The sequence below is a fragment of the Microbacterium sp. bgisy207 genome, from assembly GCF_057706855.1.
In genome coordinates this window covers 266,674-284,063 of the sequence record NZ_JBYIPB010000001.1, presented here as the reverse complement: position 1 = coordinate 284,063, position 17,390 = coordinate 266,674, and the positions used below count along the sequence as shown (strand labels likewise).

15 protein-coding genes are annotated in these 17,390 nt (G+C 68.5%); 7 read left to right on the top strand and 8 right to left on the bottom strand.

From position 1 onward, the window contains the following. Positions 1-21 precede the first annotated feature (21 nt). Positions 22-696, bottom strand: a complete 675-nt coding sequence (locus tag AC3ENO_RS01315; protein WP_434968822.1) for a TetR/AcrR family transcriptional regulator — start codon at positions 694-696, stop codon at positions 22-24. Between the two features lie 133 nt (positions 697-829). Here AC3ENO_RS01315 and AC3ENO_RS01310 point away from each other — a divergent pair, with 133 nt between their 5' ends. Together AC3ENO_RS01310 and AC3ENO_RS01305 are read left to right on the top strand one after the other, a co-directional pair. Further along, complete coding sequence (locus AC3ENO_RS01310; RefSeq protein ID WP_434968821.1) at positions 830-3,727, top strand: MMPL family transporter; 2,898 nt, start codon at positions 830-832, stop codon at positions 3,725-3,727. Next, entirely contained in the window at positions 3,724-5,682 is a 1,959-nt protein-coding gene (locus tag AC3ENO_RS01305) for a YhgE/Pip domain-containing protein (RefSeq protein WP_434968820.1), read from the top strand. The genes AC3ENO_RS01310 and AC3ENO_RS01305 overlap by 4 nt, the downstream gene beginning before the upstream one ends. Positions 5,683-5,733: 51 nt before the next feature. On the opposite strand, the gene ccsB is transcribed toward AC3ENO_RS01305, so the two are convergent. The 7 genes from ccsB to AC3ENO_RS01270 all read right to left on the bottom strand — a co-directional run bounded on the left by ccsB (position 5,734) and on the right by AC3ENO_RS01270 (position 11,837). Continuing rightward, positions 5,734-6,804 (bottom strand): c-type cytochrome biogenesis protein CcsB, encoded by a 1,071-nt coding sequence (gene ccsB, locus AC3ENO_RS01300; RefSeq protein ID WP_434968819.1) that lies wholly within the window; start codon positions 6,802-6,804, stop codon positions 5,734-5,736. A 9-nt stretch (positions 6,805-6,813) separates the two neighbouring features. Then, a complete protein-coding gene (resB, locus tag AC3ENO_RS01295) occupies positions 6,814-8,565 on the bottom strand; it encodes a cytochrome c biogenesis protein ResB (protein WP_434968818.1) in 1,752 nt (583 codons plus the stop codon). Then, a complete protein-coding gene (locus tag AC3ENO_RS01290) occupies positions 8,546-9,301 on the bottom strand; it encodes a cytochrome c biogenesis CcdA family protein (RefSeq protein WP_434968817.1) in 756 nt (251 codons plus the stop codon). The genes resB and AC3ENO_RS01290 overlap by 20 nt, the downstream gene beginning before the upstream one ends. Next, positions 9,298-9,918 carry a TlpA family protein disulfide reductase gene (locus tag AC3ENO_RS01285; RefSeq protein ID WP_434968816.1) on the bottom strand — a complete coding sequence of 207 codons (621 nt, stop codon included), beginning with the start codon at positions 9,916-9,918 and terminating at the stop codon, positions 9,298-9,300. Before AC3ENO_RS01285 ends, AC3ENO_RS01290 begins: the two co-directional genes overlap by 4 nt. Before the next feature lies 1 nt (position 9,919). After that, entirely contained in the window at positions 9,920-10,549 is a 630-nt protein-coding gene (locus AC3ENO_RS01280; protein WP_434968815.1) for a histidine phosphatase family protein, read from the bottom strand. A 52-nt stretch (positions 10,550-10,601) separates the two neighbouring features. Beyond that, positions 10,602-11,210 (bottom strand): DedA family protein, encoded by a 609-nt coding sequence (locus AC3ENO_RS01275; RefSeq protein ID WP_434968864.1) that lies wholly within the window; start codon positions 11,208-11,210, stop codon positions 10,602-10,604. A 126-nt stretch (positions 11,211-11,336) separates the two neighbouring features. Then, complete coding sequence (locus AC3ENO_RS01270; RefSeq protein ID WP_434968814.1) at positions 11,337-11,837, bottom strand: DUF6264 family protein; 501 nt, start codon at positions 11,835-11,837, stop codon at positions 11,337-11,339. Positions 11,838-11,894: 57 nt separating this feature from the next. Between AC3ENO_RS01270 and aspS the strand changes: the two genes are divergently transcribed. The 5 genes from aspS (at position 11,895) to AC3ENO_RS01245 (ending at position 17,383) form a co-directional block, all read left to right on the top strand. Continuing rightward, the gene (gene aspS, locus AC3ENO_RS01265; protein WP_434968813.1) at positions 11,895-13,238 is read left to right on the top strand and encodes an aspartate--tRNA(Asn) ligase; all 1,344 of its coding nucleotides are present in this window, start codon (positions 11,895-11,897) and stop codon (positions 13,236-13,238) included. 182 nt (positions 13,239-13,420) lie between these two features. Further along, positions 13,421-14,554 (top strand): ABC transporter substrate-binding protein, encoded by a 1,134-nt coding sequence (locus AC3ENO_RS01260; RefSeq protein WP_434968812.1) that lies wholly within the window; start codon positions 13,421-13,423, stop codon positions 14,552-14,554. Beyond that, a complete protein-coding gene (locus AC3ENO_RS01255) occupies positions 14,551-15,468 on the top strand; it encodes an ABC transporter permease (protein WP_434968811.1) in 918 nt (305 codons plus the stop codon). Before AC3ENO_RS01260 ends, AC3ENO_RS01255 begins: the two co-directional genes overlap by 4 nt. Continuing rightward, complete coding sequence (locus tag AC3ENO_RS01250; protein WP_434968810.1) at positions 15,465-16,268, top strand: ABC transporter permease; 804 nt, start codon at positions 15,465-15,467, stop codon at positions 16,266-16,268. Before AC3ENO_RS01255 ends, AC3ENO_RS01250 begins: the two co-directional genes overlap by 4 nt. Further along, entirely contained in the window at positions 16,265-17,383 is a 1,119-nt protein-coding gene (locus tag AC3ENO_RS01245; protein WP_434968809.1) for an ABC transporter ATP-binding protein, read from the top strand. The genes AC3ENO_RS01250 and AC3ENO_RS01245 overlap by 4 nt, the downstream gene beginning before the upstream one ends. Positions 17,384-17,390 lie beyond the last annotated feature (7 nt).

The window sequence follows — 17,390 nt, the reverse complement described above, 5'->3', positions numbered from 1 at the left end:
GGTACCGACGCGGCCGATCGTTCAGGATGACGTGTCGACCAGCGCTATCGCGAGCTGCTGGGTACGCTTCTCGGCCCGAGTCCGCAATCCGACATAGTCGAGCCGCTCGATCGCCGCTGACACCAGCGCATCCTCCCAGACGATCAGCACGAGTCGAGCGAAGTCCCGCGCCGGGAGCCGAAGCCGCAGGCCGTAGGAGTCCGCCAGCGCTTCGATCATCTGCTGCACCCGGTCGATCAGACTCGACAGCCAGGCGAGGTAGGCGCGCGCCGTTTCGTCATCGCGCATCGCACGCAGTCGGATCTCGTTCATGAGGACGACATCCAGCAGCCCCTCGACGGTGCCTTCGAGGACGTTCTGCACGAGCTCGCTCGGCGTCAACGTCGCGTCCCGGGCGCGCAACCCGTCCACCCGGTCGGACACCGCCTCGAGCTTGCGATCGGTCACGGCGCGGACCAGCTCCAAGAACAGCTCATCCTTGGTGGAGAAATTGGAGTAGAACGCCCCGCGCGTGAACCCCGCGCGCTCGCAGATCGCCTCGACGGATGCCCCGTCCAGGCCGACCTCGGCGAACACCTCGTACGCGGCTCGCATGAGCCGGGCCTTCGTGCGTTCGCGGCCGCGGGCCTCCTCGGGCACGATCCCGTCGATGGCGTCCAGGATGTGGCGAGTGGCAGCGTCATCCGACTGCTCCATCACGACCTCCTCCCGTCGACGCGTTCACACCGAGCCTTCAGCCTGGGCGTCTCTGCAATCGTCTACGATACACATGCGTATCGGATACACCGGTGTATCGAACCCTCACTCGACGACTCCCGGAGGAAGACCCGTGTCCACCGCTCTGTATGCCCTCGGAAGATGGGCGTATCGGCATCCGTGGCGGGTGCTGACCTCCTGGCTTCTCGTGCTGATCCTCGCGGGCGGCGGCGCACTGCTCTTTCAGCAGGGCACCGATAACACGTTCTCCATCCCGGGCACCGAGTCCGAGGAAGGACTCAAGGAGCTCCAACGGACCTTTCCCGAGGTCTCGGGGACCAGCGCGCAGTTCATCGTCGTCGCCCCCGACGGCACGACGGTCGAGGATGCGCCGTTCCCCGACGAGATCGAGGCCACCATCGATCAGATCGAGGGCATCGACGGAGTCCTGGCGGTCAGTGATCCGTATGACGAGTCGATCTCGGGCCTGATCTCCGATGACGGGTCGGCGGCTCTGGTGCGCTTCCAATTCGAAGGTCAGGCATCCTCGGTGTCCGAAGAGACCAAGGACCAGCTCTTCGAGATCACGGATGCCCTGCAGGCCGAGCTTCCCGCGGGGACGACGGTGGCGCTCGGCGGAGACCTGTTCTCGCAGTCCCTGCCCACCCTCTCGATCGTCGAGCTGTTCGGTGTCGCACTCGCCCTGGTCGTGCTGATCGTCACGTTCCGCTCGTTCGTCGTGGCAGGACTCCCGCTGATCACCGCGATCCTGGGCGTCGGCCTGTCGATGGCGCTCATCTTCATCTCGACGGCTTTCGCGACGATCTCGTCGACGACGCCGATGCTCGCCCTCATGCTGGGGCTGGCCGTCGGCATCGACTATGCGTTGTTCATCATCTCCCGCCAGCAGGATGCCGTGCGCGAGGGCGTCGACCCCGAAGAAGCGGCCGCGCGCGCCACCGGAACGGCGGGGTCGGCTGTCGTCTTCGCCGGCGCCACGGTGCTGATCGCCCTCATCGGCCTCTCGTTCGCGAACATCCCGTTCCTGACGACCATGGGGATCGCGGCCTCGGTGGCCGTCGCGATCGCCGTCGCGATCGCCGTGACCCTCACCCCCGCCTTCCTGGGATTCGTCAAGGGTCGCGTGGTGGGCTGGCCCCGACGCCGCACTCGGACGCAGCGGCGGCGCCAGGCGTCGGCGCGCACTGCCGCTGCTCCTCTCGATGAGGCGGCGGCGGGCGCTGAGACGGCGGCCCCCGCATCCGCCAGTCCGGCCGGGGCCGGGAAAAGGACGAACCGATGGGTGACCCTGGTCACGCGGCATCCGATCGTCACCACGGTCTCTGTCGTGACGCTGCTGGCGGCGCTCGCGATCCCGGCGGGGAGCCTCGCGCTCGCTCTTCCCAACGCGGGGATGCTGCCCGAAGACAACGAGGCGCGCCAGAGCTACGACCTCGTCGCCGAACACTTCGGCGCCGGCGCGAACGGCCCCCTGATCATGACCGGCACGATCGTCACCTCCACCGATCCACTGACGCTCATGCAGGATCTCGGCGACGACATCGCGACGATCCCCGGGGTCAAGGAGGTGGCCCTGGCGACTCCGAACCGCACCGCCGACACGGGCATCGTGCAGATCGTTCCCGAGACGGCACCCGATGACCCCGCCACCGCGGAGCTCGTGCGCGAGTTGCGCGCCCAGCACGACCGACTCCTCGACGAGTATGGCGTCGACCTGAAGGTGACGGGCTTCACCGCGATCGCCATCGACATCTCGGACCGCCTCGGCGGCGCCCTCCTCCCGTTCGGCATCTTCGTCGTCGGGCTGTCGCTGGTGCTGCTGACGATCGTGTTCCGATCGATCTGGGTGCCCCTGAAGGCGGCGGCCGGCTATCTGCTTTCGGTCGCCGCCGCGTTCGGCATCGTCGCGCTCGTGTTCGAGTGGGGCGTGTTCGCCGATGCCCTGCACGTGTCCAAGACCGGACCGGTCATCAGCTTCATGCCGATCATCCTCATGGGCGTGCTGTTCGGACTGGCCATGGACTACGAGGTCTTCCTCGTGTCCCGGATGCGGGAGGACTATGTGCACCTGCGACGGGCCCGCGGCGGACGCGCCGACCGCGCGAGCGCGATCAGCGCCGTCCGGTCGGGTTTCACCGCGTCAGCCCGCGTGGTCACCGCCGCCGCCGTCATCATGTTCGCGGTGTTCGCCGCATTCGTCCCCGAGGGCGACATCAACATCAAACCCATCGCGCTCGGCCTTGCGGCGGGCATCGCGATCGATGCGTTCCTCGTGCGCATGACGCTCGTCCCCGCCGTCATGGCGCTGCTGGGGCAGCACGCGTGGTGGATGCCGCGGTGGATGCATCGCGTGCTTCCGCACTTCGACATCGAGGGCGAAGCCGTGGAGCGCGAGCTCTCGCTGCGGAACTGGCCCGAGCCGAACACGACGGCCGCCGTTGTTGCGGAAGACCTCGCACTGCACGCTTTCGGGCGACGGCACGGAAGCGATGTTGATGTGTTCTCGGGCGTGAGCACCCGCGTGGAATTCGGCGACACCGTGCTCGTCGACGGCGATCCGCGAGCAACACGCGCCTTCCTGCTGGCCATCGCCGGGCGCCTGGCCCCGACCGGGGGCCGCCTCCGCGTGTCGGGGCACCTGCTGCCCGAGCGCGCGGCCTGGGTGCGTTCGCACGTGGGGGTCGCCCTCCTCGCGGATGCCGACGATCCGATCGCGGAACTTGCCCATCCCCTGCGCGGATCCGCCCAGATCATCGTGATCGACGGTCTTGACAGGCTGGAGAGCGAGGCGATGCGCGACCAGGCGGCAGCGCTCCTGCGTGACGCCGCGCTCACGCGCCGCGAGCGCCCGGGCAATGGGTCCTCGGCCCTGACGATCCTTGCCTCGACGCAGCGCGAGGACGCCGCCCGCGCGCTGATGACCGAAGCCCGCCGCGTCACTGTGAGCTCGCTCGCGCTGAGCTCGCGGCACGAAACGACAGTTCCCGCACCCGCGGAGGAGCACGCATGAGTATGTCCGTCGAACGCGCCCGGAGCCGCAAGCCCATCACGTGGCTCACGATCCTCGGCGTCATCCTGCTACCCGCCGTCATCGGCGGCATCCTCGTGGTCGCCCTGTACGACCCGACCACGCGACTGGACACGATGAACGCCGCGATCGTGAACGAGGACGAACCTGTCACGATCGACGGCCAGTATGTTCCGCTGGGGCGCCAGCTCTCGGCCGGGCTCGTCGAAGGCTCGGGGGATGCCGACAGCAACCTGACCTGGACCATCTCGAACGCCGACGACGCCGCCGCGGGGCTTGCCGACGGCACCTACGCGGCGGTCGTCACGATTCCCGAGAACTTCTCCGCCGCAGCCACCTCCACGCGGCCGGGCGAAACCCCCGAGCAGGCGACGATCGAGGTCACGACTCCCCCCGACAGCCTCATCGTCGATGACGCCATCACCGCTCAGATCACCTCGACCGCGGCGACGTTGACCGGGGAGCAGATCTCGACCCAGTACCTCGAGAACGTGTTCCTCGGGTTCACGACCCTCGGCGATCAGCTCGGCGAGGCAGCGGGCGGCGCCGATCAGCTCGCCGACGGCATCCGGCAGTCGGCGGACGGGTCCGCGGAGCTCGCGGGCGGCATCGACCAGCTCGCTTCCGGGGCCGGCGCGCTCGGCTCGGGTCTCGGAACCCTCGCCACCTCGACCTCTCAGGCTGCGGGCGGTGCGGCGCAGCTGGCAGCTGCCCAGAACCAGATCGCGGACGGGCTGGATGCGGCGCCGCTTCCCGGGGCCGCGAACGAGATGTACGGCTACATGCAGTCGGCCGCAGCAGAGACGGTGACCGTCCTGCAGGGTGAGGACGGCAAGCCCGGCGCGCTCGCGCTCGCGCAGAAACTGGGGGCACTCGCCGCAACGTGCGACGGCTCGGTCGGGTATTGCCAGGAGGTCGCCGCGGCCGCAGCGAACGCCGCCACGGTCGCACAGAATGCTGGAGCGGCGGCGACTGCAGCGGGGACGGCAGCCGGGTACGGCGAGAATGTCGTTCCGGGCATCTCGACCCTCATCTCGCAGACCAGCGCCGGCCTGCGACAGGTCGCCACCCAGACGCAGAGCCTCGCCGACGGACTGGTGCAACTGGCCGACGGCACCACGCAGTCGCAATCCGGCGCGCAGAGCCTGCAGAGCGGCGCCGCGCAGGCCGCGACCGGCGCCACGAGCCTCACCGACGGATTGACACAGCTCGCGGGGGGCGCAACCTCCCTCGCGGACGGGCTCCACACAGCCGTCGAGGAACTCCCCTCGTACACGGATGCCGAAGCCGCGAGCCTCGCGGAGGTCGTCGCCGACCCCGTGGCAGCGGAGGGCGTCGGCTCCGACCTCTTTGGAGCATCCGCGATTCCGCTGTTGACGGCTCTCGCGCTGTGGTTCGGCGCGCTCGGCTCGTTCGTCGCACTCCGGGCTTTCCCGGCCCGCACCCTCGCTTCCCGGGCGGCCTCGCCCCTTCTCGCCCTGCGCTCGTTTGTGCCCGCGGCGGCGATCGGGGCCGTTCAGGGTCTGCTCGTGGCAGGGATTGTGCAGATCTCCGCGGGATATGACTGGGGTGACTGGTCGATCTTCGCCGGTGTCAGCATCCTGGCCGGTGTCGCCTTCGCGGCTGTGAACCAGGCGCTCGTGGCCGTCTTCGGCGGCGCAGGACGCTGGATCGCGGCGCTCATCGGCGTGCTCGCGGTCGCGACGGGAATCGTGTCCACGGTTCCCGGGGTGCTGACGGCGATCGACACGGTCCTGCCCATCTCACCGGCCTACAACGCGATGCTCGGCGCCCTCACCGGCTCGGGTGGCGTCGGCGCCGGGGTCGCGGGTCTCCTGATCTGGGGCGGCCTGGCCTTCGTTGCGACCATCCTCGCGGTCGCCGCACGCCGCACGACGACAGCCCGCGCCATCCTCGCCTCGTCGGCCGCGAGCTAACCGCAACGCCACGCCTCAGTGCGGACGCAGTTCACGTCGGGCGAGCAGACCTCAGCTGAGGCCGCTGTAGGCGTGCAGACCCTTGAAGAACATGTTCACGATCGTGAAGTTGAAGATGACGGCAGTGAATCCGACGATCGACAGCCACGCCGAACGCGCCCCGCGCCAGCCGCGTGTCGCGCGAGCGTGGATGTAGCCGGCGTAGAGCACCCAGATGACGAAGGTCCAGACTTCCTTCGTATCGAAGCCCCAGTAGCGGCCCCACGCGTCGTTCGCCCAGATCGATCCGGCGATCAGCGTGAAGGTCCAGAACACGAAGCCCATGATCGCGAAGCGGTACGCGAGCGACTCGAGCGCCTCGGAACCGGGGAGGGTGCGCAAGAACCCGGGGCCGGACCGCACCGTCGCGCCCGTGCCGACCGCGGCGATCGCGCGCTGCTCCCGGCGAGCCTGCATCAGCTGAAGCACCGAGAGTCCGAACGCGATGGCGAACAGCGCGGTCGCGAGCGACGCGACGAACACATGGATGACGAGCCAAACGCTCTTGAGCGGATCCGCAAGCGGGACGACCTCGACGTAGAACGTGAACGGCAACGACGCGCCACCGAGCATGAGCACGACCATGCCCGTGATGAGCGAGCCGAGGAAGCGCAGGTCGTATCGGAAGAGCACGACGAGGTACACGGCGACGATGAGCATCGTCCCTGTCAGCGCGAACTCGTACATGTTCGACCAGGGGACGTGGCCGGCGACGATGCCTCGGGTGATGACGCCGCCGAGGTGAAAGAGGAACGCGAGCCAGGTCAGACTCGTGCCGATGCGGGCCCACAGCAGGCGCGCGCGACGTCCGGGCGCGGCGTTCAGGTTGTCTTCAGCGGCTCGCTCTTGCGCGCGAAGGTTGTCGACGGCGGATGCGGCATCCGCGGCTCCCGCAGAGGCCCCAGCCTCACCGGCACCGACGGCGACGAGTTCGCGCTGAGCCGGTCGGGCGTCCACCGCGGCGACCGACCGGCGTGAAAGGTCGACGACGTAGGCGATGAACGCGAGCGCATAGATCGCGATCGCGGTCCACACGAGGAGGAACGAGACCGACTCGAGGGACAACGCGGAATCGACGGGCATGGACCCAGTTTACGTGGGCTCGCCGGAGCGGCGTCCCGCGAGGGCGGCGCCGTGGTCTCGCGCGACCCGATCGACCGTCGCGGCCAGGGTCGGGTCCTCACCGCGCGCCAGGCCGGCGTACTCGATCCGCACAGTGGGTCCCTGGACTGTCGCCTTCACCCAGACCCGGCGGCGCGGGACGAACAGGGCGGCAAGCAGCCCTGCGACGGCGAGCGAGGCGAACACGAGCACCCACGTCGCGGCAGCATCCCGGTGGATCGACAGCGACACGAATCGTTTGACCGGTTCACCGACCGGGGTGACGGCCGAATCGTCTTCGAAGGTGATCGTGCCGCGTCCCCCCGGAATCTCGGCGGTCTGACCGGGCCGCAAGCGAATCGAGTCGACCCCGGTGTCTCCTCCGGTCAACTGCGTCATGTCGGTCGTGTCGAGCGTGTACACCGAGCGAGGGATGCCACCGTCGATGCCGAGATCACCCTCGAAGACGTTGAACGTGAGCTCGGGATAGACCAGCGCGGGCCAACCGGACGTGAGAGCGCCGCTTTCGAGCTCGGCGACCGTTGGATAGAAGAAGCCGACGAGGCCGATCTGTTCGGGCAACCCGTCGGGCACCTTGACGACACCGAGCGACGTGAGGTTCCGGTCCTGCGGCAGGAAGGGCACGGATGCGGAGTACACCACCTCGTCGTCGGCATTGCGCACGGTGATCGTCGGCGCGTATCCGTTACCCATGAGAAAGATGCGGTCGCCCGCGACATCGAGTGGCTGATTGACGCGGACATCGCCCTGGGTGGGCTCCTGCCCGGCGAGCTGGGTGGTGAGCCGGGCCACGAAGTCCCCGGCCTGCCCCGCTCCGCTCTGATCGGGCGCGACGTACGTCACACCGAACTCGTCGAGCGTGAGCGCGTAGGGAACGAGCGCGTTCTCGTCGACGAAACGGCCCGGGTTGAACGACGAATAATCCACCAGCGCATTGGTGAAGGTGTCGCCCTGAACGATGACCGTCTGACCCGTGTAGGTGAATCCGCCGCCCACTCCCACGGCGATGAGCACGCCGACGAGCGCGCCGTGGAAGACCAGGTTTCCCGTCTCCTTCAGGTAACCGCGCTCGGCCGAGACACTGAAGCTCGACCCGGCCGGACGCCCTGTGTCGTAGCGCTCCGTGCGGTATCCGCCCCGCCGCAACTGCTGTTCAGCGATCGCGACGGCCTCTTCGGCGTACGCGGCGGGTTCGACATCCGTTGCCTCGACGAGGCTTTCGCGGTAGGCGGCGAGTCGTTCGAGCCGCGCCGGGGTGCGCGGGGGCCGCGCCCGCAACGCCTTCCAGTGGTGCTGCGTGCGCGGAATGACGCATCCGATGAGAGAGATGAACAGCAGGATGTAGATCGCCGAGAACCACACCGACGTGTACACGTCGAACAGCTGGAGCCCGTCGAGAACGGGGGCCAGGTCGGGGTTGTCGGCGTAGTACTGCGTCACGCCGTTGGGGTCCGCGCTGCGCTGCGGAACCAGAGAGCCGGGGATCGCCGCGATCGCCAGCAGAAGAAGCAGCAGCAGCGCGGTGCGCATGCTCGTGAGCTGCCGCCATCCCCACCGCGCCCACCCGACCGGGCCCAGCGCGGGGGAGGTCACCCCGCCGTCCGGGGAACGGTCTCCGGATGACGCACCTACGGCGTCGTCGGCGGCGTCGCGACCGGCATCGGCGTGATCAGCGGGTCGGAGCGGATCGACGACCGCGTCCTCAGAGCGGGAGGGGGACATTGGCCAACACCCCCTGCAGCGAGATCATCAGCGTCGTCCAGACACCGGTGAGCATGAGGACGCCCAGCAGCACGAGCAGGATGCCTCCCGCGATGTTGATGGCGCGGATGTGGCGCCGGAGGAAGGCGACCGCGGTGGTCGCCCAGCCGAGTCCCAGCGCGAGAAGGATGAAGGGGATGCCGAGTCCGAGGGAGTAGGCAAGACCGAGGACCGCCGCCCGCCCGGGGTCGCCGAGATTCCACGACAGCGAGGTGATCGCCGCGAGTGTCGGACCGATGCAGGGCACCCACCCGAGACCGAGCGCCAGGCCCAGCAACGGGGCTCCGACGAGGCCGAGGTTGCCGCGCACCTGGGGGCGGACGCTGCGCTGCGCGAAGCCGAACAGCCCGATGAACACGAGCCCGAGGAAGACGATCACGCCCCCGAGGATGCGCGTGATGACGTCGCCGTAGCGGATGAAGAACTGTCCGAGCGCGCCACCGAGGATCGTGATCGCCATGAACACGATCGTGAACCCCGCAATGAACAGCGCGACGCCCCACAGCAGCCGGCCGCGGGTGGGCACCGGAACCCCCTGGGCATCACGAGCCGTCGTCACCGATCCGCCGATGAAACCGAGGTAGCCGGGCACGAGCGGGAGGACGCACGGCGACAGAAAGGACAGCAGGCCCGCAGCCAGCGCGATCGGGAGCGCGACCCAGAGAGCGCCGCCGCCGATGAGTTCGCCGACGCTCATCCGTTCTCCGCGAGCGTGTCCTTCACGAGCGTCGTGAGGATCGATGCGTCGGAGACTGCCCCGATGACGCGCGCGGCGACGCGCCCGTCGGGGTCGACGACGAGGGTCACCGGAGTCGCGTTCAGGGGGGTCGCCTCGGCGAACGCCAGCTTGAGCTCCCGGTCTCCGACCGAGATCAGGCTCGGGTAGCTGATGCCGTTGTCTTTCGCGAACGAGCGGGCCGTCGCGGCTTGATCGGCCGTGTTGATGCCCAGGAACGCCACGTCGGGGCCGCCGACTTCACGGTAGGCGGCTTCGAGCTCCGGCGCTTCGACGATGCACGGGCCGCACGCGGCATACCAGAAGTTCACGACGAGCACCTGGCCGCGGAAGTCCTCGCTCGTGATCGTTTCGCCGGTATCGCTGACGCCCGTGAACTCCAGCGGTGCCGACCGCTGCTCGGAAGGAATCTCCACGGTCTCGAGCCCGTCTGCGGCGATGAACCCCTTGTTGTCGCCCGCGCGGTACTGCTCGGCAAGCGGATCGGCCGTGCACGCCGCCAGTGCGCCCCCGAGAACGAGCAGACCGGACAGCGCCAGCGCGACGGATGCCGGCCCCCGGCCGCGACGGATCACCATGTCAGACCGCTCCTACGTCGATGGCGTGGGAGGTCGAAGCCGGCTCCACGTAGTCGACCTCGACCCACCCGTCTCCGGAGCGCTCGAAGCTCGTCACGCTCGAGAGCGCGCAGCGGCGATGGCGGGGATCATGCTGGGTGGGAAGGCCCGCCACGGCGAGGTGGGTGACCCAGATGGGGAGCTGATGGGAGACGATCACGACATCGCCGTCGTCGGCCTCGCCCCAGGCATCCGTCATCGCGGCGTCCACGCGGGCGACGACCTGGGCATACGGCTCACCCCAACTCGGCACGGCGGGACGGGCGAGGTAGCGCCAGTTCAGCGGGTTCGCGAGGGCACGCTTCATTCGCTTTCCCTCGAAGACGTTCGTCGGCTCGATCACGCGCTCGTCGGTGGTCGCCCGCAGCCCGAACTTGTCGACGAAGGGCTGCGCCGATTCCTGCGCGCGCTGGAGCGGAGAGACCAGCAGCGCGGCGAGGGGACGCTCCAGTCCACCGATCCAGTCGGCGGCCTGCTGCGCCATCCGTTGCCCGTCTTCGCTCAGCCCGTAGCCGGGGAGCCGTCCGTACAGAACCCGATTCGGGTTGAAGACCTCCCCGTGACGCACGAGATGGACACGGTCAGCGGGCACACCCCCAGTCTACGTGGGGGTTCGCTTTGCACGGGCTGAGAGCGCCCGCTGATCAGTCGGGCGACGCTGCCGGATCGCTGCCATTGCGGGAAGCGAGCAGGCCTCGGATGCGGACATAGACGAACCAGGCGACACCGATCACGACAGCGGCGATCACGACGTATTGCAGAATGTCCGCGTACCGCTCAACGACGGGCCACGCCTCGCCAAGGGAGAAGCCTGCGAGAACGAAGACCGTGTTCCACAGGGCGCTGCCTGCCACGGTCAGTAGACCGAACTTCCACAGCGGCATCCGGGTCACCCCCGCCGGGATCGAAATCAGGCTGCGGAAGATCGGCACCATCCGACCAAAGAAGACGGCCTTGCCGCCGTGGCGCTGGAACCACGCGACGGTGCGGTCGATATCTTCCGGATGCAGCAGCGGAACCTTCGCCGCGATCGCGCGCAGTCGGTCCACACCGAGCCACGCTCCGATGCCGTACAGAAGGAAAGCCCCCACGAGCGAGCCCAGCGTCGTCCAGATCAGGGCCTCGGCAAGCGAGAACGACCCGCGGCTGGCTGACAGGCCGGCCATGGGCAAGATGACCTCGCTCGGCAGCGGCGGAAAGACGTTCTCAAGCGCGATCGCGACTCCGGCACCCGCCGGTCCGATGATCTCCATGAGCGAGACCGACCAGTCGATCAGATGCGTCATCCACGAGCCGTCTGCTGTCTCGGTGTGCACCCGGCTACGGTACGGGCGCCAGGTTACGGCGGGCTGGGTGCGCGCTGTGTAGGGCGGGTCAGGTCAGGTTCCCGCCCACACGAGCACGGCGCCGATGAGCCACAGCGCGACGATCAGGACGAACGCGGTGATCGGGATCCAGAACGAGATCCGGCGCAGCACGATCATGACGATCGTGCCGGCAAGCGCGATCAGGAAGACGACCCACGGCGAAAGCACCGCGAACCAGACACCGATGCTCATGACGCTGAAGTTGCACCCCGTGACGCCGCAGGAGTCGGAGGCGAAAGAGAGGAAGGCCCCGAACACGGATGCCGTCACCGCGGCCCCCGCGAGCAGGACGAGCAGCACGATCGAGACGATCATGTCCGCCCACCGGATCGGGCGGCGGGGCCTGCGTGTCCGGGGAGCGACCGGGAGAGCAGCATCCGCGTCGCCGTTGCCGGGGGCCGCGGAACCGGCATCCGTCTCGGTGGGCACCTCGGTGTGCTCGCTCCGTGCCGGCTCCTGCACGCGGAACGTGCTCGGATCCATGCGGAACACGGGATCTTTGGGGTCGCTCACGGGCCCATCCTAGGGCTCCGGGGGTTGCGGCCGCACCGGCCCGTAGACTGGGCGCTCGTGAGTGAACGCGTCCTGGTGAACCAGCTGAAGCAACTGCCCGCGGGCACCGTCTCCGTCTCCGGATGGGTCGAGACGGTGCGCGACCAGAAGAAGGTGCAGTTCGTCATCCTGCGCGATGAGACCGGTGCCGTGCAGTTGGTGAATCCCGCGACCCGCGAGCTGCCGGAGGATGCCGACGACGCGGCGCGCAGCGCTCTCACGCTGACCGAGACGATCTCGGCCCTGTCGACGGGCACGTTCCTGACCGTCACCGGGGAGCTCAAGCACGACGAGCGCGTCAAGCTCGGCGGCGTCGAGATCAAGATCGCCGAGCTCGACATCGCCGCGGCATCCGACCCCGAGACCCCGATCGCCGCCGACAGCGGTCTCGACAAGCGCATGGACTGGCGCTTCCTCGATCTGCGTCAGGCCCGCAACAACCTCATCTTCCGCGTGCAGACGACGCTCGAACACGCGATGCGCACGTACTGGGTCGAGCGCGACTACATCGAGATCCACTCCCCCAAGCTCATGTCCAGCCCCGCCGAGTCGCGCGCCGAACTGTTCTCGCTGGAGTACTTCGGCGACCAGACCGCCTACCTCGCCCAGAGCCCGCAGCACTTCAAGCAGATGGCGCAGGCAGCGGGCTTTGGCAAGGTGTTCGAGATCGCCGACGCCTTCCGCGCCGACCCGAGCTTCACGAGCCGTCACGCCACCGAGTTCACCTCGATCGACGCCGAGATCAGCTGGGTCGACTCCCACGAGGACGTCGCACGGATGCAGGAGGAGCTGCTGCAGGTCGCGATCCAGGCAGTGAAGGACAAGCACGGTGCCGAGATCGAGGAGCTGTTCGGCCTCGAGGTGACAGTGCCGACCCTCCCCTTCCCGCGGATCCCGCTGGCCGAGGCGCGCCGCATCGTGGCCGAGCGCGGCTATGAGATCCCCCGCGCCGACGGCGACCTCGACCCCGAGGGTGAGCGCCAGCTGTCGGCATACGTCAAGGAGACCTACGGCCACGATTTCGTGTTCGTCACCGACTACCACCCCGAGATCCGCCCGTTCTACCACATGCGCGATCCCGAGACCGGAATGACCAAGAGCTATGACCTGCTGTACCGCGGCACCGAGATCACGACGGGCGCCCAGCGCGAGCACCGCGTCGAGGTGCTCGAGCAGCAGGCTGTCGAGAAGGGGCTGGATGTCGCGGGCCTTGAGCACTACCTCGACTTCTTCCGCTACGGCGTGCCGCCCCACGGCGGCTTCGGGATGGGCCTCGCGCGCCTGCTGATGCTGCTGCTGGGCGAATCCTCTATCCGCGAGGTGACGTTCCTGTTCCGCGGCCCCACACGCCTGGCCCCCTGAGTCTTCGCCGCCGACATCGCGGTGAACGGCGCGCGAGCGGCCGACCAGCTCGTCACCGGCTCCGCGCGTGTCGTTCACCCGAAGCAAGCGAGTACGTCACTCACGCTCGGTAGCTTCCTCTCACCCCCTCCCGCGACCCGCTTCTCGCGAGCACTCGGGGCATCCACCACGAGAGGAATCCCATGCGCATCACCCTGCCCAGCGCGCGCCGACTCACCACGGCCGCCGCCGCTGTCACCCTCGCCGGCCTCGTCCTCGCCGGCTGCTCCGGAACCGCGACGGAGTCCGGGTCCGGCGTCGACGCGGCGACGGCGACGAGCCTGGCCGACTTCGGCACCATGGAGGACCTGGTCGCCGCCGCCGAGGCCGAAGGCCAGCTCAACGTCATCGCCCTCCCCCGGGACTGGGCGAACTACGGCGAGATCATCGACCTGTTCATCGAGACCTACCCCGGCATCGCCGTCAATGAGCTCTCGCCCGACATCTCGAGCGCGGAAGAGATCCAGGCGGCCGAGACCAACGAAGGGCTGGACACGGCTCCCGACGTCTTCGACCTCGGGCTGACGGTCGCTCTGCAGAACACCGACTGGTTCGCGCCGTACCAGGTGCAGACCTGGGATGAGATCCCGGATGCGCTCAAGGAGCCTTCGGGTCTGTTCGTCGCCGACTACGGAGGGTACATGTCGATCGGCTACGACTCGTCGCTCTACCCCGAGCCCGAGACGATCCAGGACCTGCTCGGCTCCGACTTCACCAGTGCCGTCGCGATCAACGGCGACCCGACCCAGGCCGGCGCGGCTTTCGCGGCCGTCGGCCTGGCGACCGTCCAGAACGACGGCACCCTCGACGACTTCCAGCCTGGCATCGACTTCTTCTCGGAGCTGAACGCGGCAGGCAACCTGCTGAAGGTCGACGTGACGACGGCCACGATCGCCAGCGGCGAGACCCCCGTCGTGTTCGACTGGGACTACCTGAACGCGACCCACACCGCCGACAACCCGAACTGGAAGACCGTCGTCTTCCCCGGCGTGGGCTACGCGGGCTACTACAACCAGGCGATCAACATCGACGCACCGCACCCCGCGGCGGCGCGCCTGTGGCAGGAGTTCCTGTACAGCGACGAGGTGCAGAACCTCTGGCTCGCCGGTGGCGCGCGCCCCGTGCGCATGGCGGCGATGACCGAGGCCGGCACGATCGACGCCGAGCTGGCAGCCGCACTGCCCGAAGCCCCCGCCGAGACAGTCGTCCCGACTGAGGCGCAGAGCACGGCAGCCGGCGAGCTGCTCGGCCAGGAGTGGGCTGCGGCGGTTCAGTGACCTCCGACACACTCGTCTCCGCTGCACCGGGGTCCTCGGTCCCGGTGCAGCGGAGGTCCGCCCTCCGCTCCGCCGCCTGGGCGTGGCTCGGCCTCGCCCCCTTCGTCGTCTACCTCTTCGTCTTCCTCGCCCTGCCCACCGTTCTTGCCCTCGGGTCCGGATTCTTCGATTCCGATGGCGAGTTCACTTTCGAGAACGTCGCCGCCCTGACCGACCCGGTGATCCTTCGCACGTTCTGGAACTCGACCTGGCTGTCCGCGCTGACGGCGGTTCTCGGCGCCGTCATCGGCGCACTCGTCTGCTACGCGATGCTCACCCTCCGCGACGAGAACCCGGTGCGTGTCACGGTGGATGCCGCATCCGGGGTATTCGCGCAGTTCGGCGGCGTGATGCTGGCGTTCATGTGGATCGCGACCCTCGGCCTCAACGGCATGGTCACCCTCTTTCTGAAGGACGTGCTCGGGATCGACATCTTCGCGGGAGGCCCCTGGATCTATGAGCTGCCCGGCCTGATCCTGCCCTACGTGTTCTTCCAGATCCCACTCATGGTCATCACCTTCATGCCCGCTCTCGCAGCCCTGCGACCCCAGTGGGCGGAGGCCAACCTCGTCCTGGGCGGGACTTCCACGAGCTTCTGGCTGCGCGTCGGCTTCCCGGTCCTGGCGCCGGCGTTCTTCGCGAGCCTGTTGCTGCTGTTCGCGAACGCCTTCTCGTCGTATGCCACGGCAGCGGCCCTCGCCAGCCAGGGCTCGCAAATCGTTCCCCTGCAGATCCGCACCGCACTCACGAGTGAGACGGTGCTGGGGCGCGAGAACCTCGCCGGTGCCCTCGCGCTCGGGATGATCATCGTGATCGCGATCGTGATGTCGGCGTACTCCTTCGTCCAGCGACGTGCAGCGAGGTGGCAGTCATGACGCGCATCGGCCCCTCAGCCCTGACCCGGTGGATCATCGCGATCGCCGTCGGCGCGTTCTTCGTGGTGCCGGTGGTCGCGACACTGCTGTTCACGCTGCGCGACAACACCACCGGCGGATTGACCCTCGCGCACTGGGTCGACCTGTTCAACCCTGCGGACCCTCGGCTCTACCAGCCGATCTGGACGGGCCTTGCCAACTCGCTCGTCCTCGCGGTCGTGACCGTGGCGATCGTGCTGTTCCTGCTTGCGCCCACGATGGTGCTCATCAACTTGCGCTTCGCCACGCTCAAGCCGGTCTTCGAGTTCCTCGTGCTTCTTCCCATCTCCATCCCGGCGATCGTACTGGTGGTCGGTCTGGCGCCGATCTACTTGCAGATCGGGCGCACCCTCGGTACGGGCGCCTGGACGCTCGCTTTCGCCTATGGCATCACGGTGCTCCCGTTCGCGTACCGCTCGATCCAGGCGAACATGGACGCGGTCGACATGCGGACGCTGTCAGAGGCGGCCCGCTCGCTCGGCGCGAACTGGTGGACGGTGCTGCTGCGCGTACTCGCCCCGAACCTGCGCCAGGGCCTGCTGGCGGCGTGTCTCATCTCGGTCGCCGTCGTACTCGGCGAGTTCACGATCGCGTCGCTGCTCAACCGCCAGGTGTTCCAGACCGGAATTCTCGTCGTCAGTCGGATCGACGGCTTTGCGGCGGCGATCTTCACGCTCCTCGCGCTCCTGTTCGTCTTCCTGCTGCTGCTCGTCATCGGTCGCGTCGGGCGCGGCCGTCCCGAAAGGACCCCGACATCATGACCGACACCTCCCCGCATCCACTCCCCCGCACCGCCGACAATCTCCTTCTCGCCGAACAGGGCGCAGGAACCCGTGTGGAGTTCCGCGGCATCGTCAAGGACTACGGCAGCACACGGGTGCTGCACGGGCTCGACCTCGACATCGCGCCCGGCGAGTTCGTCTCGCTGCTGGGGCCCTCGGGGTGCGGAAAGACGACCGCGTTGCGCGTTCTGGCAGGTCTCGAGAGCGCAACAGGCGGAGCGGTCTACGTCGGCGGCTCGGATGTCTCGAGCACGCCGACCAACAAGCGCGACATCGGCATGGTCTTCCAGTCGTACTCGCTGTTCCCGCACCTGCGCGTCATCGACAACACGGCCTTCGGGCTGCGCCGGAGGGGGCTGGGTAAGGCCGCCGCCGCGCGACGTGCCGCCGACGCGCTGGACCTCGTCGGTCTCGGGCACCTCGCCGATCGATACCCGCATCAGCTCTCGGGCGGTCAACAGCAGCGGGTCGCGCTCGCACGCGCCCTCGTCACCGAGCCCCGCGTGCTCCTGCTGGACGAGCCCCTGTCGGCGCTGGATGCGAAGGTGCGCGTGCAACTGCGCGACGAGATCCGCCGCATCCAGCTGCGGCTGGGGATCACGACGGTGTTCGTGACGCATGATCAGGAGGAAGCCCTCGCGGTGTCGGACCGGATCGCGGTCATGAACGCGGGACGCATCGAGCAAATCGGCTCACCCGAGGACCTCTACCTGCGTCCGGCGACGGCGACCGTTGCGAGCTTCGTGGGCGTCTCGAGCGTCGTGCCCGGCGTCGTGGCAGGCGACACCGTCACGGTCTGGGGTCAGCGCCTCCCCCTCCACGACGCCGCGCAACCCGCCGGCGAGGTCGAGGTGTTCGTGCGCCCCGAGAACGTCAGGATCGCCCCGGCGGCAGAGTCCGGTACTCCGGCACGGGTGCAGGAGAGCACGTTCCTCGGCAGTTTCCGGCGGACCCTCGTCAGAACGGACGACGGCACGCTCGTCCGCGTCCGGCACCCCGCCGCCGAACGCGTCGAATACGACCAACCCGTCGCGATACAGCTACTCCCCGCCCCGGTCGTCGTGCGGCCGACGTCGCGCGACACCGGACGCTGAACCCGCG

Excerpts from the sequence above, each read along its gene's own strand:
- AC3ENO_RS01315 (WP_434968822.1), bottom strand. The coding sequence starts at position 696 with ATGGAGCAGTCGGATGACGCTGCCACTCGCCACATCCTGGACGCCATC.
- AC3ENO_RS01305 (WP_434968820.1), top strand. The coding sequence starts at position 3,724 with ATGAGTATGTCCGTCGAACGCGCCCGGAGCCGCAAGCCCATCACGTGG.
- ccsB (WP_434968819.1), bottom strand. The coding sequence starts at position 6,804 with ATGCCCGTCGATTCCGCGTTGTCCCTCGAGTCGGTCTCGTTCCTCCTC.
- resB (WP_434968818.1), bottom strand. The coding sequence starts at position 8,565 with ATGTCCCCCTCCCGCTCTGAGGACGCGGTCGTCGATCCGCTCCGACCC.
- AC3ENO_RS01290 (WP_434968817.1), bottom strand. The coding sequence starts at position 9,301 with ATGAGCGTCGGCGAACTCATCGGCGGCGGCGCTCTCTGGGTCGCGCTC.
- AC3ENO_RS01285 (WP_434968816.1), bottom strand. The coding sequence starts at position 9,918 with ATGGTGATCCGTCGCGGCCGGGGGCCGGCATCCGTCGCGCTGGCGCTG.
- AC3ENO_RS01275 (WP_434968864.1), bottom strand. The coding sequence starts at position 11,210 with ATGGAGATCATCGGACCGGCGGGTGCCGGAGTCGCGATCGCGCTTGAG.
- AC3ENO_RS01260 (WP_434968812.1), top strand. The coding sequence starts at position 13,421 with ATGCGCATCACCCTGCCCAGCGCGCGCCGACTCACCACGGCCGCCGCC.
- AC3ENO_RS01250 (WP_434968810.1), top strand. The coding sequence starts at position 15,465 with ATGACGCGCATCGGCCCCTCAGCCCTGACCCGGTGGATCATCGCGATC.
- AC3ENO_RS01245 (WP_434968809.1), top strand. The coding sequence starts at position 16,265 with ATGACCGACACCTCCCCGCATCCACTCCCCCGCACCGCCGACAATCTC.